This is a genomic window from Spirillospora sp. NPDC049024, from assembly GCF_040649235.1.
GTDB lineage: Bacteria > Actinomycetota > Actinomycetes > Streptosporangiales > Streptosporangiaceae > Spirillospora.
This window is the reverse complement of sequence record NZ_JBEZFD010000004.1, coordinates 269,667-286,395: the sequence shown is the minus strand read 5'-3', so window position 1 is coordinate 286,395 and position 16,729 is coordinate 269,667. Positions and strand designations below refer to the sequence as shown.

Below are 16,729 nucleotides of genomic sequence, written 5' to 3'. Positions count from 1 at the left end.
GGCCCAGGCCGGAGGCGCGGCCTTCACCCTCGTCATCCCCAAGGTGAGGCGCGGTGCTGGGGATGCGGTTGGGGATTGTTGTGGGCAACGCCGTCCACCGGTACGGCGAGGTTGTGGAGGGGATTCGCCCACAGGGTGTGAACGGGGTGTGGAGCATGCCGGCGAGGAACGGCTTCTCCCGCTGGTCAGCGGCTTTTCCACGAGGTGGACAACTCGGCGCGCGGGTTGGGGGCGACCTGGGGAAGAATGTGGATCCGGAGCCGCGCGGCCGTACCCAGGTTGTGCACGAGAGTTATCCACAGGTTGTGGATTCTGTGGACGGAGCGGCCGTCTCGGTCATGCTGGGAAGGGCGGCGGCCGACAGGCCGTCCGAACCGTGGAAAGCCCGGCTGTTCTGGGGATCCGCCTGTGGACGCGCCCCCCAGGCCGCCTGTTGCGGCGACGAGGAAGGTGTGCGCGATGGTTGCCCACAGCCTGTGGATGACGGTGCTCGGAGACCCCTGGCCGGACGCGGCGCTCTCCCCCTGACCCGGACACGGCGGGATGAGGGTGGGGGCGATTTCTGTTGGTCTGTTCATGACTCGCGTGACTCGGCTCGGCGCCCCGGAGGCGAGCGGCGCGCCACGCCCGGCGGCACAGGGGTTTCCGTGCCCCGATCGGTCCGGGGGCGGTGCGAGGCCGCGCATGAAAGCCGTCCCGACCTGCGAACATTTGTTCGAACGCGTGCTAGTCTCCCCGCATGGGGCAGTTGCTGAACGAGCCGGTCCGGGCCGAGCACGACCCGGCGGGGCGGCTCACCGCGTACGAGTGGCGGGGGGCGCGCTACGCGGTCGACGCGGTGCTGAAGACCTACGGATCGGCCCAGGAGGGCAGGGTCTACCGCTTCCGGGTGACCGGCGCGGAGGGCGTGGCCGTCGTGGAGCTCGGCCGTGACGAGGACCGCTGGCGGCTCCGGCACGTCTTCTCGGCCTGACCGGCGCGCGGTGGGCGGGGGCCCGCGCGACGCCAGGGGAGTCGACCGGACGCTGTGGACCCGTGTCAGCGGCATCCAGGGCGCGCCGCTCGACCTGCTGACGGCCCGCATCGGCCGCCGGCACTACGCGCCGCACACCCACGACGAGTACGCCATCGGCGTCACCGTCGACGGCACGGAGACGATGCTCTACCGGGGCGAGAGGATCTACTCGGCGGCCGGCAGCGTCGTCGTGATCGAGCCGGGTGAGGCGCACACCGGTGGTCCGGCGCGTCCGGAGGGCTTCGCCTACCTGTGCCTCTACCCCGCGACCGACCTGCTGGGCGCGGCGACGACCGCGGAGCCCGGCCCGGTTCCGGCCGAACCCCACTTCGCGAACCCGATCGTCGACGACCGGCGGCTCGGCGAGGCGCTCCGCCTCGCCCACCACGCCCTGAGGCTCGGCGCCGACCCGATCGAGGGCGAGTCGCGGCTGCTCGGCGTGCTGGGCGCGCTCGTCCGGCGGCACGCGGTGTCCGGCCCGAAGGCGCCTCCGGTCCACCGCAGGGCCGAGGCCGGACGCATCGCGAGCACGGTCGCGACCCGCCTGTCCGACGAACTGGTCGCCCCGCCCACGCTCGCCGAAGTCGCCACCGACCTCGGGCTTTCGCGTTACCAACTGCTGCGCGCCTTCCGGGACGCGATGGGAATGCCGCCCTACGCATGGCTCGCCCAGCACCGCGTGGCCCGCGCCCGAGCGCTGCTGGACGCGGGGCACCGTCCCGCCGAGGCGGCGACCCTCGTCGGGTTCGCCGACCAGGCGCACCTCACCCGCTGGTTCCGCCGCGTACTGGGCGTCACCCCGGGCGCGTACCGCAACAGCGTTCAAGACAGCCCGACTCGCCCGACCACATCCTGAATGTCCGTCCCGGGGCAAACCTCGGGTGTCTGGGCCATTCCCCTTCGGTAGCGACGCGCCCGCTCCACCGCGGTCAGGGGCCGGGAGCGGGGCCCAGGCGGAGACGGATGAGAACGGAGGTCGGGTTGAGTCGCCGTGGCTGGATGCTGTTCGCGCTGATGAGCGTGCTGTGGGGCATCCCCTATCTGCTGATCAAGGTGGCGGTCGAGAGCGTCTCGGTCCCCATGGTGGTGTTCGCCCGCACCGCGCTCGGTGCGCTCATCCTGCTGCCGCTGGCGATCAGGGCCGGGCGGCTGGACGTGGTCCGCCGCCACTGGCTCCCGCTCCTGGTGTTCACCGCGGTCGAGATCCTCGGCCCGTGGGCGCTGCTGTCGGACGCCGAGAACCGGCTGACCAGCTCCATGACCGGACTGCTCATCGCCGCCGTCCCGATCATCGGCGTGGTGCTCGCCCGGCTGACCGGGGACGCCGAGCGGCTCGGCCCCGTCCGCTGGGCGGGGCTACTGGTCGGGCTGGCCGGCGTCGGTGTGCTCGCCGGGCCGCACCTCGGCGGCGGCAGCGCGTGGGCGATCGGCGAGGTCATGCTGGTCGCGCTCGGATACGCCATCGCCCCGATGATCGCCACGCGGCACCTCCAGGACCTCCCGAGCCTGCACATGGCCGCGTTCGCGCTGGCGATCGCCGCGCTCGTCTACACCGGCCCGGCCGTCGCCACCTGGCCGAGCGCCATGCCCGACGGCCGGGTCCTCGCCGCGCTCGTCGCGCTCGGCCTGGTCTGCACGGCCCTGGCGTTCATCGTGTTCTTCGAGCTGATCCGGGAGGTCGGCACGTCGAGGGGCATGGTGTTCACCTACGTGAACCCGGCCGTGGCGGTCGTGGCCGGGGTCGTGTTCCTCGCCGAGCCCCTCACCGGGACGATCATCGCGTCCTTCGTGCTGATCCTCGGCGGCTCCGTCCTCGCCACCGCGCGCCGCTCCGCGTCCGCCGACCCGGACCCCCTGCCCGACAACGACGCCACCGCCTACGCCCCCGATCCCGCCGCGAAACCCGCACCGGAGCCGGCCCCCGAGCTCTGAGCCGCCAGGCACCTCGGTCGGCGCCGAGCCAAGGCGCCGACCCTCGAGGCGATCCAGCAACGAAGCGCCTCGGCCCTGCCAAGCCGATCGCGGGTCAGTACGACCCGTCCAGTGGTGGTCTCGGTCAGCGGAGGGTCGCTTTGAACGCGGCGGGCTCGCCGACCTGCAGGACGGTGAGCGTGGTGGGTCTCGGTCAGCGGAGGGTCGCCATGAACCTGCCGGGCTTGCCGATGTTGCCCGCCGGGTCGATCGCGCGGTACTCGATGGTGTGGCGGCCCTTGCCGAGCCTGCCGTAGGTGAGGCTGTCGATGACCGTGCCGTTCTCGGTGAACAGCCAGGGCGCGGACGAGTCGGTCGGCCAGCCGAAGTAGTTGAACCAGCCGTCACCGTCCACGCGGAACTCGGAGACGACCACGCCTGGACGGTCGTCCGCGCCGGTGAGCCGCATGGTGAAGGGGCCGTCGAAGACGTACTCGGGCGTGCGCCCGGGGCGAACCCGGCTCTCCGCCGCCTTGGACAGCTCGAACGCCACTGTCGGCGCCTGCGCGTCGATCGTCCACGTGCGGCTCTTGGAGCCGACCCGTGCGACGAGCGTGTGCGTGCCCTTGGCCAAGCGGAACCGTCCGAGATCGATGTCCCGGTCGCCTCCGCGTACGCGGTGCCCGTCCAGTTCCCAGCTCACCTTGGGGGCGCTCTGCACAGGGTGGGTCGTCTCCACGTACACGACGGAATCGCCCCCCACGGGCTTGTCAGTCGGCGTGGACGAGCTGAAGTCGACAGGCACGTTCTCAGGCGGAGTGGTCATGCCGGTGTCGACCGTCCATGTCCGCACCTGCGTGAGCGCGGCGGACGACCGGATGGCCGGGTCGCGGACGAATCCGGTGGGGTCGGTGACCGTCGCCGTGACCGTGTGCGTGCCCTTCCCAAGGTGGAGCCTGGACAGATCGAGGTTCGCGCCTCGCCCGACGGTCTTCCCATCGACCGTCCATGTGACGGACAACGAATGACCGCTCGGATGCATCGTCTCGACCCACAGCACACGATCGTCGCCCACCGGGGCGTTCGTGGGCGTGTTCGCCTGGACGAGGTTGACCTTGCCTGAGATCCGCTGGGTCATCCGCTCGCGCGCGACCTGGTCGTAGTAGTAGCCGAGCGTCTTCATCATCGAGTGCCGGCTCGGCCTCCACACACCCTTACTGGAGTAGAGGCCGCCTTCGTAGCGTCCAATGGTGCCCCCGGCCTCGCTCCGCTCACCGAGCCATCGCCACCACTTCTGCTTCTGCGCCGTCATCTCCTTCTCGGTAAGCAGCGTGTGGTGGATGGAGCTGGGCTCAGGACCGGTGTACGTGCCCCCAGGGACGCCCCGCTGGTAGTAGTCGTACTCGTCGTCGAGCCCACCCAGGGAGTGGCCGAGCTCGTGCGGCGCGATGAGCGCCGACATCGCGTTGCCTCCGGATGCCGTCGCATAGGCGCCCCCTGCGCCGCCGTAGGTGTCGCTGTTGGCGAGCGCGAGGATCTGACGGTTCCCCACAGTCGTGCCTTGGACGAGGTCCGCGTACGTCTTGGCGGCCGCGGAGTCCATGACGAGAAGGCGCTGAATGCCGTCATCCCGGCAGCCGCTCCAGAAGGCCATGCTCAACGGCGTCTTGCGGCGCGGTGAGGACAGCGCCGGGTCGCAGCTCACACCGGATTCGCCGGACGGGATCTCCACCGCGTACACGTTGATATAGCTGCGGTACGACTTGAACGGCTCGATCGTCCACAGGTCGTTGAGGTGCTTGGCGAGGTGGGCGCGGAACTTCGGCATGTCCGCCGCCGTGTAGCCGTCGCCCATCACGACCAGGTTGAAGCGCTTCGCGGGGTCGCCGGTGACCTGCACCGGCACCACGGTCGCGTCCGCGGGTTCCGCCGCCCGCGCGGGCACCGCCACCAGCGACAGGACGGTCGCGGCCGCCGTCCCGATCACGATCTTCCTGCCCGTCCGCATGCGCAGACCTCCTCGCGCGGGGGCGCGTGCGGCAGGGCGGGGTACGGCCCGGGCGCTGCGCCGGCTCTTCCCGCTGATCAAGCGGGCCCGCCCGGATTATCGCCGGAAGATGCTGATTTGTCGCTAGCGCTTGTCGCGCTGGCCGTCCGCGAGGCCCTGCGAGATCCGGTGGCCGCCCGCGCGCCGCTGCACCGCCGCCGACAGGACGGGCGCGACCCCGCCGATCAGCGCCCCGATCCGCAGCCCCAGCGGCGCCACGTCGATCTCCGCGATGTCGCGCTCGACGGCCCGGACGGTCGCCCGCGCCACGTCCCGCGGCGACCGCGTCCCGACCCCTCGGGGCAGCGACACTCCGGCCTCGGCGAACATGCCCGCGTCCCGGATGAAGCCGGGAAAGACGGTGGAGACGCCGATGCCGTGCGGGCGCAGGTCCTCGCGCAGCGCCAGGGCGAATCCCCGCATACCGAACTTCGTCGCGTTGTAGAGGGACGCGTGCCCGGACGCCGCCTTGCCCGACAGCGACGACACGAAGACCAGGTGCCCCCGGCCACGATCGGCCATCTGCGCGGCGGCGAGCTTCGCCATCACGATCGGCGCCCGAAGGTTCACGTCCAGCGCCCGGTCGATCTGCGCGATCGAGTACTCCGAGAGCAGCCCGGACGCCGGCAGCGCCGCGTTCGCCACCAGCACGTCCACCCGGCCCGCTTCGTCCAGAAGCCCCTCGGCCGTCGCGCGATCGGCCAGGTCGGCGACGATGGCCCGGCAGCCGAGCCGCTCCGCCAGCGGTTCCAGGACCTCCGCCCGGCGCCCCGTCAGCACCAGCCGGGCGCCCCGATCGGCCAGCGCCTTCGCCAGCGCCTGGCCGATCCCGCCGGTCGCGCCGGTCACCAGGACGTTCGCTCCGCGCAGATCCATGCCGAGATGATGGCGGATCACATCCCGATGCGCCACAGCAGCAGGATGATCGACGAGAGCACCAGCCCGGCGGTGCCGAGCGGCACGTCGCCTAACGCGATCACGGCGGCGCACGCCGTGGCGGTCAGCCCCGCGACCAGCACCAGCCCGCGGCCCCCGGACGGCCGCTCGTCCTGCGCGTCCGACTCCAACTCGCGCTCCCAGCGCCCGAAGTCGTCCTCTGCCATCGGCACTCCCGAAGGTCGTCCACCCGGATTATGCGGCCGTTCCGGCGTTCGGACGAGAGGCGGAATGCGGGCCTTCGTCAAAGACTGCGTCCGGTGAGGGGGCTTCGGTGCTGATCGCGCGGCAACGGTTGCTAGGCTGCGGAGAGCCTGGGGGAAGCAGACACTGATGAGCCGTTCCCGGGCTCTGACTTGATAGTCGAAGGTGAAGGGGTCCCACCGTGAAGAAGCTGCTCGTCCTCGCCGTCGTCGCACTCGGTGGCTTCGCCGTCTGGCGCAAGCTCCAGCAGGACCGCGCCGAGCTGGACCTGTGGACCGAGGCCACGTCGTCCGACAACTGATCCACCGGCGACAGGCCCCGGCGTGAGCGAAGCAGAGCCGATCACACTCGCCTGCCTCGATCTCGCCGGGACCACCGTCGCGGACGGCGACACCGTCGAGGCCGCCTTCGCCGAGGCGATCGCCACCCTGGGGATCGTCTCCGGCACGGCGTCCTACGGCCGTGCCCTCGCCCGCTTCCGCGACACGCGCGGCGGGTCGAAGATCGGCGTTTTCCGCTCGCTCTTCGACGAACCCCGCGCCCAGGCCGCGCATCTGGCGTTCGAGCACTCCTACCAGCAGCTCATCGACCGGCGCGGCCTCACACCCGTCCCCGGCGCCGACGACGCCCTCTCCCGGCTTCGCGGCGCCGGCGTCCGTGTGTGCCTGCTCACCGGCTTCGGCCGCGGCACGCAGGCCCGCATCCTCGACGCCCTCGGCTGGTGGGACCGCGCCGACCTGACCCTCTGCCCCGAGGACGTCCCGCGCGACCGCCCGTGGCCCGACCTCGTCCTGACCGCGGCCCTCCGCCTCGGCGTGGACGACGTCCGCCACATCGCCGTCTGCGGCGACACCGCCGCCGACATGCTGTCCGGCCGCCGCTCCGGCGCCTCCATCGTCGCCGGCGTCCTCACCGGCGCCCACGACCACGACCGCCTCCTCGCCGCGGGCGCCACCCACGTCCTCCCCTCCATCACCACCCTCCCGGACCTGGTCCTCCACACCCCGGCCACCGCCGACCACGGATAGCCGCCCGGGAGGGCCTCAGCTCAGCGCCGGACGCACGGTCTCGGCGAGGAGTTCCATCTGCTCGAGCTGGGAGTCGAGGGACGGCGCCGCGATGCGGCAGACGAGATGGTTCGCGCCCGCCCCGGTGTAGCGGGACAGCGTGGCGGCCACGTGCTCGACCGGGCCGGCGACCACCGCCTGGATGGTCCGCACCGTCTCGTAAGGGAGGCCGTAGGTCGATCGGCAGTACGAGTCGAGTTGCCGTTCCACGCCGTCCACATCCTCGGTGACCAGCACCGTCACGAACAACGCCGGACTGATCGCGTCATCGGGGCGCCACGCCGATGCCGCCGCTCGCCGCACCGCCGCGAGGCCCGCCCGGTAGTCCGCGGGATCGGGCGGATAGGGCAACCAGCCGTCATAGAGCCGTCCGGTACGGTCCAGCGCCGACGGACTTGCACCACCCAGCCAGATCGGGGGGCCGCCCGGCCGGTAGGAGGGTGTGGATTCAGGCAGGTCGTCGAAGCGGAGCACCTTGCCGTGAAAAGCACGCTCACCCGACCACAGCGCCCGCCACAACGCCACCGTGTCGTCCAACCGCCCGAACCGGCGCTCCCACGGCACCTCGGACACCGCGTACTCGATCTCCGACCGGCCCGGAAAGCCCGCCCCCACGGTGACGACCAGGCGCCCGCCGGACAGGTGATCGATAGAGGCGATCTCCTGAGCCGCCATGACCGGACGACGGAAGGCGGGCAGCAGCGCGGCCGTCCCCAGCGCGACGCGCTCGGTCGCCGACGAGAGGGCGGCGAGCATCGCCAGCGGCTCGATCCGCGGCCCGAGCAGAGTGTCGTTGGCCCACACCGAGTCGAAACCGAACCGCTCGGCCTGGACGCCGAAGTCGACCAGCCGTCGAGCGTCGTCCCACTGGTCCTGACCGGTAGGAAGCAAGATCCCAAGTCTCGTGTTCATGGGGAAGGATCGTCGCCCCCACCGGGAATCACGACAACTCCCTAAAAGGAATGAACGGGCCGGGTGTGAAGCCGCAGACCGACCTCCCACGACACGCAGGGACGACGCAGCCCCACCTCACTCCCATGGACGACGGCCACAAGCTCCCAACCACACCCGAGTTCATCCCGCCGACTAAGCAACGGCATCGCTCCTGGCGAACCGCCCTACGACCCCGCCGGCAAGGTTGAGATGCCGAGCCCACCGGCCCCCGGCCCGGACAGCCCATCCTCTTCCCACGGTGTACGATCGTCACCGGTCGCGCCTGTGCGGCGTCACCGCAGGTCAACCAACAGGAAACCAGGGGCCTTAGCTCAGTTGGTAGAGCACCGGCTTTGCAAGCCGGGTGTCAGGGGTTCGAATCCCCTAGGCTCCACACACGAAAAAGCCCAGGTCGGACGCCATGTCCTGACCTGGGCTCTCGTCTCTCACGACCGCTTCTTTCGCTTCCGTGCCCGTTGCGTGCCCGATCGCTTCGCCTTCTTGAGTTCGGCCTTGGCCATCGCACTCAAGGGGCGGCGGCGCTCGCGCCGCTGCGCGGCCCCGCGCCAGGACGCCCGGAGCGTGCGGCGTGGGCGCCGGTCACCGGACGGCCGCGCCGGGCCGCACATCGAGCCGCCGCACCCCGTCCGCAAGTCGCCGGCGGTCGCGGGGGCGCGCCGCCACTTGGCCGTAAATATGATCGTCCGATCAGCCCAGCGTCATAGGAGCGGCAATGCCTGAGATCGGCGTCACCGAGATCGTCATCATCCTCGTCTCATTAGGTCTGGTGGCAGCCTTCGTTGTGGGCTGTATCGCCGTCTTGGTCAGGGTCTTCAAGCGTTAACGACTCGGGCAGGCCTCCACTCCGGGAAGCACAGGCCGTCAGAGCGCGCCCGTTCGTCGATGAGCACCAGGGCGTGAGTGTGGTCGAGCGCCGTTGGAGTCTTCGGAGAGTTGCCGGAAGATCGGTTGCGCGTGCGCTACTGGGGAACCCCGTGGTTCCCCAGGCCGGTTCGTGTGTAGCTAGCGGCGAGTGTCCGCTGGAGACGCGCGTCGGGCCATTCGCGGGCCATTGGACACGGTGATCAAGGGGTAAGAGCGGTCACTCGGGGATCAAGGTTTGCCCAGGTGGGTCGCCTGACGGGGGTCGACCTCGCAGATTTGCACCCCTAGGCTCCACACACGAAAAAGCCCAGGTCGGACGCCATGTTCTGACCTGGGCTCTCGTCTCTCACGACCGCTTCTTCCGCTTCTGTGTCCGTTGCGTGCCCGATCGCTTCGCCTTCTTGCCAGGCCGCCCGGAGTTGCGGCGTGGGCGCCTGTCACCGGACGGCCGCGCCGGGCCGCACATCGCGACGCCTCCGCCGGGGTCGCGCCCCAACGGCCCGCCATGGGTGCGCGCCGCCGCCGGCTCGGCATCAGCGCGCCAGGGCGACGATCTCATCAACGGTTGTGAGAGGGATCATCAGCGCCACATCCCATGTCTCGTCATCCTGGCCGATCAGCATCGTTGCCCGATCCTCCCCGGCCACCGACCAGAAGACCGGCGATCCAGCACAGACGCCCACCCTCAGGGATCGCCGCTCGTCCCAACTTGCCTCACGGATCCCGCCCAGCCGAACCAAGTCCGCGAGAGGCGCCCAGATATGCACCTCCCACGTTTCGGTCTGCACCATCAACAAGGGCACCGGGTCGGCGTCCACATCCAACGTCACCTCAACCATCCCGGGATGCTCGCATACGGCCGAGCGCTCCGACGGGTCGAAAGAGACGCCTCCGGCGGGGGATGACCTGCCGTAGCTGCTCCACCGCACGAATGCCGCCGCTGGTGCCGTAGCCGACGAACCCGGCGACCTTGTGCTGCCATTCGGAATACAGATGATCGAGGGCGTTCTTCAGCGCGGCGGGAAAGGAGTGGTTGCACTCGGGGGTGACGAACGCGAACGCGTCGAACACCGCGACCGCCTGGGACCAGCGGCGGTTTGTCCAGCAGAAGAGATCGAAGTCGGCCACATTCAGGATGTCGATGCCGGCACGGCCATCGGCGACGGCCGGTGAGGCGGCAGCCGCGTCAAGGGCCCAGCGGGCCACGGCGGTGTGCCGCGGCGGCCGGGGCGGGTGCTGCCGACGACGAGAGCGATGCGGATCATCAGGGTCTCCTTGGGGAAGTGGTGGAGGGATGTCACCGGGACTGGTAGGCCCCAGCCGGTTCCAGGTACGTCACGGTCGGCGGCTGGGTGCAGATCTCGTTCAGCGCGGCCCGGTAGCGCTGGAAGGAAGGCAGGTGGTGGTGGGCGGCCTCGGCCGGGCCACCGTCGGACTCGATGATGGCCAGGAACTGGCAGGTGCCCTCCAAGCGGAAGGTCTCGTAGCGCAGCCGTGGCGGTCGGCTGTGCTCCAGGTCCGCATAGACCTGTCGCAGCAGCTCGATGCTGTGGTCGACCAGTTTCGGCTGAACGGTGTAGCGGATCATCACGCGCATGCGGGCTCCCGGTAGCACGACGGCACAGGTTAATTTCGTCAGACAAGCCGTCTTTCGTCGGACATGCTGTCTTCCATCGGACGTGCTGTCAAGTGAAGCGGTAGTGTCATGGCATGCCTGTCACCCGTAAGTACGAGCAGCGGCTGAGGGCCAAGGCCGCCGACCAGACCCGGCGGCGCATCCTGGACGCCGTCTACCAGCGCCTCGTCGAGGCCCCCTCCGAGCAGGTCAGCATGGACAAGGTCGCCAAGCTCGCCGAGGTTTCCCGCTCGACGATCTACACCGTCTTCGGATCACGCGCGGGCCTGTTCGACGCGCTCGGCATGGACCTGCTCCACCACGGCGGCTTCACCGACATGGTCACCGCCGTCCTGCAACCCGACGCCCGGCGCGCGCTCCGCGACGGGATCACCGGCAACGTGCACATGTACGCCGCACACCGCGACGTACTGCGCGCCCTGTTCTCCATGGCCCAACTCGACGCCGAAGCCGTCGGCGGCACCGTCCGCCGCCTTGAGGACGGCCGCGCCCAGGGCATGAACGACCTGGCCCAGCGCCTCCACGACCAAGGTGCGCTCCGCGACGAGGTCACCATTGAGCAGACTGCTCACCTGCTATGGCTCCACACCAGCTTCGACGCCTTCGACCTGCTGTTCACCGGACGATCACTGCCCGCCGACACCGTCGCCACCCTGCTGGCCGACGCCGCCGAGCACGCCCTGTGCCGCCCCGCGTAACCGCGAACTTTCACCCGACCACGGCCACACACCAACACCCCAGCGGGGGAATCTGCTGTCCGCCAGCGTGTTAGATCTCTTGTCCGCCACCGGGGAGATCCTTCTGTCCGCTAACACGCCCGTGACGGTCGTTGGTGGCTTGGGGTGCCTGAGCTTCCCTCCTGCCGTCCTCCCGATCGGAGCCAGGGTCGGTGGGCGGGGCGCGGCGTAGAACGGAGCGAGTCTGCGTGATCTCGTGGACCGGAGGGGCAACGACAGTGCGGGCGGCGATGACCTGTCAGCACACGACCTCTGAAGCAGGCCGCACGCTCGCTGATGCGCTCAACAAAAGGATCAAGGCGGAGCGACTCGGCCCCGCCCGTGGTCAGGGCCGGGAGAAGGCAGGGGGAAGGACAGTGGCTACGCCGCCAGAGACCCACGCGTTGCCGAGCTGGCGGAACCCATGTCGGCCAGCGCGGTGACAGACTCCCCGCATGACTGACCGGTGGCCCGAGATCGACGAGCACATCGTGTGCCATCGCATCCTTCCGGCAATGATGATCTTGCGGGAGGTGTTCGGCTACAGCATCCACGAGGCGATCGATGCCTTCGACACCCGGTACCGACTTCTTCGGGAGACCCGGCCGGACGACTTCACGGTCAGCCCCGAGGAGTACGGCAGGCACTTCTACAGCTGACGATCAAGATCCGGAACATGCGCGGAACGAGCGGACGTGACGGAGACGAGGCGGAGCGTTCGTGCGCACGTCAGCGGTTCTACTACCAGTGAGCCTTTTCATCCTCGGGTGGTTTCGTAGTTCTGTAGGACGGCGATGGCCTTGACGAGGTGGCCGGCCTTGCGGCCCGCACCCTGTCGCATGCGATGAGCGTGCCGTCCAGCACCAGCAGGTGCAGCCCGTCCTGTCTGGCCTTGCGCAGCGCCGCCGTCAGCTTCGGTGACCGCGCCGACAGCAGCGCCACCGCCTCCTGGACGTACCGCCAGGCCGTGCTCGTCGACACCTCGGCCCCCGCCCCGAGTTCGGCGAACGTCTCGCCTTTGCGCAGGTGAACCAGCACCAGCAGGGTTTGCTGCTCGGGGTTGAGCTAGCCGCCAGGCCGACCCGATCGCCTTGCGGTGCCGCCGGATCTGCCTTTATGCCGTCCAGGTCAACTCGAAGTCACCGTCATCGAAGCCGACTGCCACGCCTTCCAGGAAGTACGGCCAAGATCGCTCAGGTGCCAGGCGGCGGACTAGATCAACGGCGTGGTCCAGCATCGTCACAGTGCCATGCGCGGCATGCGCATTCAGGTCGGCCAGGAACAGGTAGCGCTCCATCGGCTGCCATTCAGCGTCGCAGGCCCAGTCGCCGGAGCCATCCTCCCGATCGAACTCTCGGCACCCACTCACATACAGGTGCCACGCCGAGTCTTCGGCAGCGGCCAACTCGACCAGGCCGAACCACAGTGCCCGGACCGTGGGAGTCGGCCCCGCCTGACCGACTATCTTGCGCCACCACGAACTCAAGGCTTCAGCATCGCTCACCTTTACGTCACCGCCATCCGGTTCGATCGACCGATTGTGCCTCCGGTGGGGGTCACTGGCTGCGGGGCCCCTGCGGCGACGGGCCACTGCTCGGGTGAGGATCAGGGCATGCCCGTGGGGTCAGGTCGGGGGTGCCTTGGAGTGGCAATTGGGTCTTGGCCGCGATGCCGAAGCCGGACACCTCGTCCCAGGGCACTACGCGCCAGAGGTCTTCCAGCGTTGTCCATATCCGTTGGACCAGTGGCCAGTCCGGACGGTCACCGCTCAATGTGAGCAGCGCTAGGAGATCGCTGCCCCATACGCCGTGGTCGTTGTCGGGGTCTGCTGCGATCACGGTGTCAGCGATGGACCGCATGCCGACATGGATCTCCAGCAGGAGGTAGTCGGCGGCAGGTTTCATGTCCTCGGTCGCAGTTGCCAGTTTGAAGCTTCGTACGGCTTCGGTCTCGGGACCGGACCACTCGCCGAGTTGGAGCGGGGGCGGGCCGAGGGATTCCCCGAGCAGTGGTGGTCCGCTCTCCAGCATGGCGTCGAGAACATGGTCCATGGCGGCCGCGGCGGTTTCCTGTTCTGTTGCCTTGCCGAAGAACGTGAGCTGATATGCCAATGCGCACCCCTTGACCACTACTCGCCCACCATAGTTCCGCTCTCCTCCCATGTCCGGTGTGCGGCCGCGGGCGGTGCGCACGGCGGGTGGGTGAGAAGGGGTGGGGCGGGTTTGGGCGAGAGAAGGTATGACGAACGTTCATCGCCGGACGAGGGCGGTCGCGGGTGGCGGTCCTCCGGGCAGTAGGTCGCTACGGTCGGCCGGTCCTTGGCCCGCGCCATCATCTCCCGTTCGAGGACGGGCACGAGAGCGGAGCGGCCGGTGACAGATGGAGTGAGCGCCGCCGAAGCCGTTCCGGAAGTGCGAGAGGACGTGGACGCGGAGGTCATCGCGGCGTCCCAGCGCGAGCCGGATCGGTTCACCGAGATCTTCGACCGCTACTACCCCGAGATCCACCGCTATGTGGACCGGCGGCTGGGGGCGGACGCCGCCGACGACATCGCGTCGGAGACCTTCCTGGTCGCCTTCCGCAAGCGGGCCCGTTACGACTCCGGACAGGGTCCGGCACGTGCGTGGTTGTACGGCATCGCCACGCGGCTGGTGAGCCGGCACCGCCGGGGCGAGGTCCGGCGGTACCGAGCGCTGGCCCGCGCCGCCGACCGCGGTGCGGGTGCCGAGGCGCACGAAAGCCACGAGGAGCGGGTGGCCTCCCAGGTGGCGGCGGCCGGAGTCGGCGGACGGCTGGGGGCGGCGCTGGCCTCGCTCTCCCCCGGTGACCGTGACGTGCTGCTGCTGGTGGCGCTGGCCGACCTCACCTACCCGGAAGTCGCCCAGGCCTTGGGGGTCAAGTACGGCACCGTCTGCTCGCGGCTCAGCAGGGCCCGCAAGAAGGTGAGCGCCGCCCTGGGCGGCGCCGACCCCACCCGGCACATCGACCGCGAAGGAGCATGACCATGGACATCGCGAATGGCCCCGTTCCGGGCGGGCGGGCGCCGGTGGACGAGTTGACGGCCGTCCAGGAGTTCCTGGCCGAGGAGCGGCCGGCCGCCATGAGCACCGTGACGGCGGCCAGGCGGCGGCTGGAGCGGGAGGCCGCCGCGAAGCGCGGGTTCGGTTCGCGGCTGCGGCCGGACGTCGTGAGGCCGGGCAGGCGGCGGATCGTCATGGCGACGCTGGGAGCGGCGACCGCGATCTCGGTCGCCGCGGGCGGCTACCACGCCTGGGTGACACGCCCGCTCTATCATCCCGAGCCGCTGGCAGCGCAGAGCGGTCCGGCCTCCGACTTCCTGCTCGCCGCCGCGGACGCCAAGGCCAGGCACATCACCGACGGACGGATCTGGTACGTGCGGAAGGTCCGGGGCCTCGCCATGGCGATCTCTTCCATCAAGAAGCCCGGCACCGTCTACCAGATCGTGGTCACGCGCAACGACTACAGCGTCGTGTCGAAGGACGGCAAGGTCGACGACGGCTGGAACGACGAAGGCCAGGACGACCTCGACGACGGCCTGGACCCGCACCGGGTCAAGTCCGACGACGTCCGGCCGGCCGGGCCCCGCGACAGGGCCGCCTGGGAGCGGGACGGCCGGCCCGACCAGCAGGATCTGGTCTTCGCAGAGAAGATCAAGGGCGACGAGCTGGTGATCCCGCGGCGAGGTCCCGAGGGGAGGGAGGGCGGTGAGCTGGACTTTGGTCCGGAGGAGGCCCGCGCCCTGCCGGCCGACCCCGAGGAGTTGCGCGCGGAACTGCTGAACTACGCGACCAGGTTCGACCACAGGCGCCTCCGGAACCCCGACCTCTATCTCTTCGTCCACGCGCCGCAGTTGTTGATCGACGATCCGGTCAGCGACCGGGTCCGGATCGCGACCTACCGGATCCTGGCCGCGCTGAAAGGCGTTCGCGTCGTCACCGCGACCGACCCGGCCGGCCGCACCGGACGCGCGGTCGCCATGCGGGAGACCACCCGCGAGCACGGCGTCATCGAGTGGCAGCTGTTCATCGACCCCGCGACCGGGCGGCTGACCGCCAGCCAGGGCATCGTCATCAGCCCGGGCACGGCCAACGCGGCGCTGCGGCCGGGCACCGCCGAGTTCACCGAGGTCGTCGAGCAGGCGGAGTGGACGAACAAGCCCGCCGAGCAGCTGCGGCCGAAGTGGTGGAACGACCCCGTTCGACGGGCATCGAACCAGGACTGAACCTCCCGCCGCCCCCGGCGCCCACCTCACCGTGGGCGCCTCGGCCGTTGGGTGCTCAGGTCAGTAGGGTGCGCTCGGCGGTGGTGGTGAGGGTTGTCGCCGTTTCCTCGACGGAGAGGGCGCGGCCGGTGTGCAGCAGGTCGAAGCTGTCGAAGCCGGTCAGTAGCCACAGGACGTCGGTGGCCCGGTCCACGTCGACGTCCGGGCGGAGCAGTTCTTGGTCGGCCAGGTGCCGGGCGAGTTCGGCCATGCCGCCGGCGCGGCCTTGTTCCATTCGCTGGATCGCACCGCCGACCGCGTTGGCGTCGAGCATGGCCATTGATTGCAGGACGCGCAGCACGTCGCGGTGGGCCGTGTACATCTCGACCACTCCCCGGATGCTGCCGCGCAGCGCTTCCCGCGCGTCGGGGTGGGCGGAGGCTTGGAGCATGCGGCCGAATCCGCCGCGCTGGAGCAGGTCGGCGCCGACGGCGTCGAACAGCCCGGCGCGCGAGCCGAAGACCAGGTACACGGTCGGACGCGCCACGCGGGCCATGCGGGCGATGCGGTCGATGCTGATCGGCTCCGAAGGCGCCTCGCGCAGCCGCTGGTAGACCGCGTCGAGTATGCGGCGCCGGGTCTCCTTCGCCGCCTCCGCGCGCAGGCGCTGCTCGTACTTGCGGGTGGCCATGGCCCATCACCCTAGCAATTGGCTTGACGGTCCGTATTTTGGAATACATGCTGTCATCTGAACTTGAGGGCGGGAGTCCCCGCCGCCGTCCGGGGCGGTGGGACGGCGGCCGCCGACGCCCAGGTGAGGAGGCGGCGATGCAGGTGATGATCCGCTGGAAGATCAAGCCGGAGCAGGTGGAGCGCGAACTGGAACTGCTGCGGGAGGTGTACGCGGAACTTCGGGCGGTCCGGCCGGACGGCCTGCGCTACGCGACCTTTCGGCTCGACGACGAGGTGACCTTCATGGACATCGTCGAACTGGACGACGGTCCCGAGGTCCTGCGGCGAATCGAGGCGTTCCAGCGGTACCGGTCGACCCTCGATGAGCGGTGCGACGAGGCCCCGGCGATGACGGCGCTGCACCAGGTGGACTGCTACGGATTCAACGCTGGGTCGTAGCCGTCCTGCACTTCCCGAACGAGTAC

20 protein-coding genes, 1 tRNA gene and 1 pseudogene are annotated in these 16,729 nt (G+C 69.9%); 11 read left to right on the top strand and 11 right to left on the bottom strand.

Annotated features, from left to right (window positions below; translation table 11 throughout):
* The first annotated feature begins 739 nt into the window (after window positions 1-739).
* The 3 genes from AB0C21_RS09490 to AB0C21_RS09480 all read left to right on the top strand — a co-directional run bounded on the left by AB0C21_RS09490 (window position 740) and on the right by AB0C21_RS09480 (window position 2,947).
* Window positions 740-973, top strand: coding sequence for a hypothetical protein (locus AB0C21_RS09490; RefSeq protein ID WP_149262757.1), 234 nt, complete (start codon window positions 740-742; stop codon window positions 971-973).
* On the top strand, window positions 930-1,871 hold the full coding sequence (locus tag AB0C21_RS09485; protein WP_500203572.1) for a helix-turn-helix transcriptional regulator: 942 nt from the start codon (window positions 930-932) through the stop codon (window positions 1,869-1,871). Before AB0C21_RS09490 ends, AB0C21_RS09485 begins: the two co-directional genes overlap by 44 nt.
* A 125-nt stretch (window positions 1,872-1,996) precedes the next feature.
* Window positions 1,997-2,947: a DMT family transporter gene (locus AB0C21_RS09480; protein WP_500203571.1), complete on the top strand. Its 951-nt coding sequence runs from the start codon at window positions 1,997-1,999 to the stop codon at window positions 2,945-2,947.
* A gap of 193 nt (window positions 2,948-3,140) precedes the next feature.
* On the opposite strand, the gene AB0C21_RS09475 is transcribed toward AB0C21_RS09480, so the two are convergent.
* The 3 genes from AB0C21_RS09475 to AB0C21_RS09465 all read right to left on the bottom strand — a co-directional run bounded on the left by AB0C21_RS09475 (window position 3,141) and on the right by AB0C21_RS09465 (window position 6,076).
* A complete protein-coding gene (locus AB0C21_RS09475; RefSeq protein WP_500203570.1) occupies window positions 3,141-4,934 on the bottom strand; it encodes a M64 family metallopeptidase in 1,794 nt (597 codons plus the stop codon).
* Between the two features lie 123 nt (window positions 4,935-5,057).
* Entirely contained in the window at window positions 5,058-5,849 is a 792-nt protein-coding gene (locus AB0C21_RS09470) for an SDR family NAD(P)-dependent oxidoreductase (RefSeq protein WP_500203569.1), read from the bottom strand.
* Between the two features lie 17 nt (window positions 5,850-5,866).
* On the bottom strand, window positions 5,867-6,076 hold the full coding sequence (locus tag AB0C21_RS09465) for a hypothetical protein (RefSeq protein ID WP_149262752.1): 210 nt from the start codon (window positions 6,074-6,076) through the stop codon (window positions 5,867-5,869).
* A 218-nt stretch (window positions 6,077-6,294) separates the two neighbouring features.
* On the opposite strand from AB0C21_RS09465, the gene AB0C21_RS09460 reads away from it, so the two are divergent.
* Together AB0C21_RS09460 and AB0C21_RS09455 are read left to right on the top strand one after the other, a co-directional pair.
* Complete coding sequence (locus AB0C21_RS09460) at window positions 6,295-6,414, top strand: DLW-39 family protein (RefSeq protein WP_021592723.1); 120 nt, start codon at window positions 6,295-6,297, stop codon at window positions 6,412-6,414.
* Between the two features lie 22 nt (window positions 6,415-6,436).
* Window positions 6,437-7,141, top strand: coding sequence for an HAD family hydrolase (locus AB0C21_RS09455; protein WP_500203568.1), 705 nt, complete (start codon window positions 6,437-6,439; stop codon window positions 7,139-7,141).
* A gap of 15 nt (window positions 7,142-7,156) precedes the next feature.
* Here the strand turns inward: AB0C21_RS09455 and AB0C21_RS09450 are convergent, their stop codons facing one another.
* Window positions 7,157-8,092, bottom strand: a complete 936-nt coding sequence (locus AB0C21_RS09450) for an LLM class flavin-dependent oxidoreductase (RefSeq protein WP_500203567.1) — start codon at window positions 8,090-8,092, stop codon at window positions 7,157-7,159.
* Between the two features lie 342 nt (window positions 8,093-8,434).
* Between AB0C21_RS09450 and AB0C21_RS09445 the strand changes: the two genes are divergently transcribed.
* Window positions 8,435-8,507, top strand: a tRNA-Ala gene (locus AB0C21_RS09445).
* Window positions 8,508-9,531: 1,024 nt separating this feature from the next.
* Here the strand turns inward: AB0C21_RS09445 and AB0C21_RS09440 are convergent.
* From AB0C21_RS09440 to AB0C21_RS09430, 3 genes are all read right to left on the bottom strand, one after another.
* On the bottom strand, window positions 9,532-9,837 hold the full coding sequence (locus tag AB0C21_RS09440; RefSeq protein ID WP_500203566.1) for a hypothetical protein: 306 nt from the start codon (window positions 9,835-9,837) through the stop codon (window positions 9,532-9,534).
* Entirely contained in the window at window positions 9,830-10,204 is a 375-nt protein-coding gene (locus AB0C21_RS09435; protein ID WP_500203565.1) for an NADPH-dependent FMN reductase, read from the bottom strand. The genes AB0C21_RS09440 and AB0C21_RS09435 overlap by 8 nt, the downstream gene beginning before the upstream one ends.
* Before the next feature lie 91 nt (window positions 10,205-10,295).
* Window positions 10,296-10,595: a hypothetical protein gene (locus AB0C21_RS09430; protein WP_500203564.1), complete on the bottom strand. Its 300-nt coding sequence runs from the start codon at window positions 10,593-10,595 to the stop codon at window positions 10,296-10,298.
* A 113-nt stretch (window positions 10,596-10,708) separates the two neighbouring features.
* Between AB0C21_RS09430 and AB0C21_RS09425 the strand changes: the two genes are divergently transcribed.
* Together AB0C21_RS09425 and AB0C21_RS09420 are read left to right on the top strand one after the other, a co-directional pair.
* Window positions 10,709-11,332, top strand: coding sequence for a TetR/AcrR family transcriptional regulator (locus AB0C21_RS09425; protein ID WP_500203563.1), 624 nt, complete (start codon window positions 10,709-10,711; stop codon window positions 11,330-11,332).
* A gap of 473 nt (window positions 11,333-11,805) precedes the next feature.
* Window positions 11,806-12,009: a hypothetical protein gene (locus AB0C21_RS09420; protein ID WP_500203562.1), complete on the top strand. Its 204-nt coding sequence runs from the start codon at window positions 11,806-11,808 to the stop codon at window positions 12,007-12,009.
* Window positions 12,010-12,148: 139 nt separating this feature from the next.
* Here AB0C21_RS09420 and AB0C21_RS09415 read toward each other — a convergent pair.
* From AB0C21_RS09415 to AB0C21_RS09405, 3 genes and pseudogenes are all read right to left on the bottom strand, one after another.
* A pseudogene (locus AB0C21_RS09415) lies at window positions 12,149-12,458 on the bottom strand (helix-turn-helix domain-containing protein); the annotation flags it as partial.
* A gap of 6 nt (window positions 12,459-12,464) precedes the next feature.
* Window positions 12,465-12,854 (bottom strand): hypothetical protein, encoded by a 390-nt coding sequence (locus AB0C21_RS09410; RefSeq protein WP_500203561.1) that lies wholly within the window; start codon window positions 12,852-12,854, stop codon window positions 12,465-12,467.
* 52 nt (window positions 12,855-12,906) lie between these two features.
* A complete protein-coding gene (locus tag AB0C21_RS09405) occupies window positions 12,907-13,461 on the bottom strand; it encodes a hypothetical protein (RefSeq protein ID WP_500203560.1) in 555 nt (184 codons plus the stop codon).
* A 261-nt stretch (window positions 13,462-13,722) separates the two neighbouring features.
* Here AB0C21_RS09405 and AB0C21_RS09400 point away from each other — a divergent pair, with 261 nt between their 5' ends.
* Together AB0C21_RS09400 and AB0C21_RS09395 are read left to right on the top strand one after the other, a co-directional pair.
* The gene (locus tag AB0C21_RS09400; protein WP_500203559.1) at window positions 13,723-14,352 is read left to right on the top strand and encodes an RNA polymerase sigma factor; all 630 of its coding nucleotides are present in this window, start codon (window positions 13,723-13,725) and stop codon (window positions 14,350-14,352) included.
* A gap of 2 nt (window positions 14,353-14,354) precedes the next feature.
* Window positions 14,355-15,593 carry a hypothetical protein gene (locus tag AB0C21_RS09395; protein WP_500203558.1) on the top strand — a complete coding sequence of 413 codons (1,239 nt, stop codon included), beginning with the start codon at window positions 14,355-14,357 and terminating at the stop codon, window positions 15,591-15,593.
* 55 nt (window positions 15,594-15,648) lie between these two features.
* Here AB0C21_RS09395 and AB0C21_RS09390 read toward each other — a convergent pair whose 3' ends face one another.
* Window positions 15,649-16,263 carry a TetR/AcrR family transcriptional regulator gene (locus AB0C21_RS09390; RefSeq protein ID WP_500203557.1) on the bottom strand — a complete coding sequence of 205 codons (615 nt, stop codon included), beginning with the start codon at window positions 16,261-16,263 and terminating at the stop codon, window positions 15,649-15,651.
* 137 nt (window positions 16,264-16,400) lie between these two features.
* On the opposite strand from AB0C21_RS09390, the gene AB0C21_RS09385 reads away from it, so the two are divergent.
* Window positions 16,401-16,703 carry a hypothetical protein gene (locus AB0C21_RS09385; protein WP_149262742.1) on the top strand — a complete coding sequence of 101 codons (303 nt, stop codon included), beginning with the start codon at window positions 16,401-16,403 and terminating at the stop codon, window positions 16,701-16,703.
* Window positions 16,704-16,729: the final 26 nt, after the last annotated feature.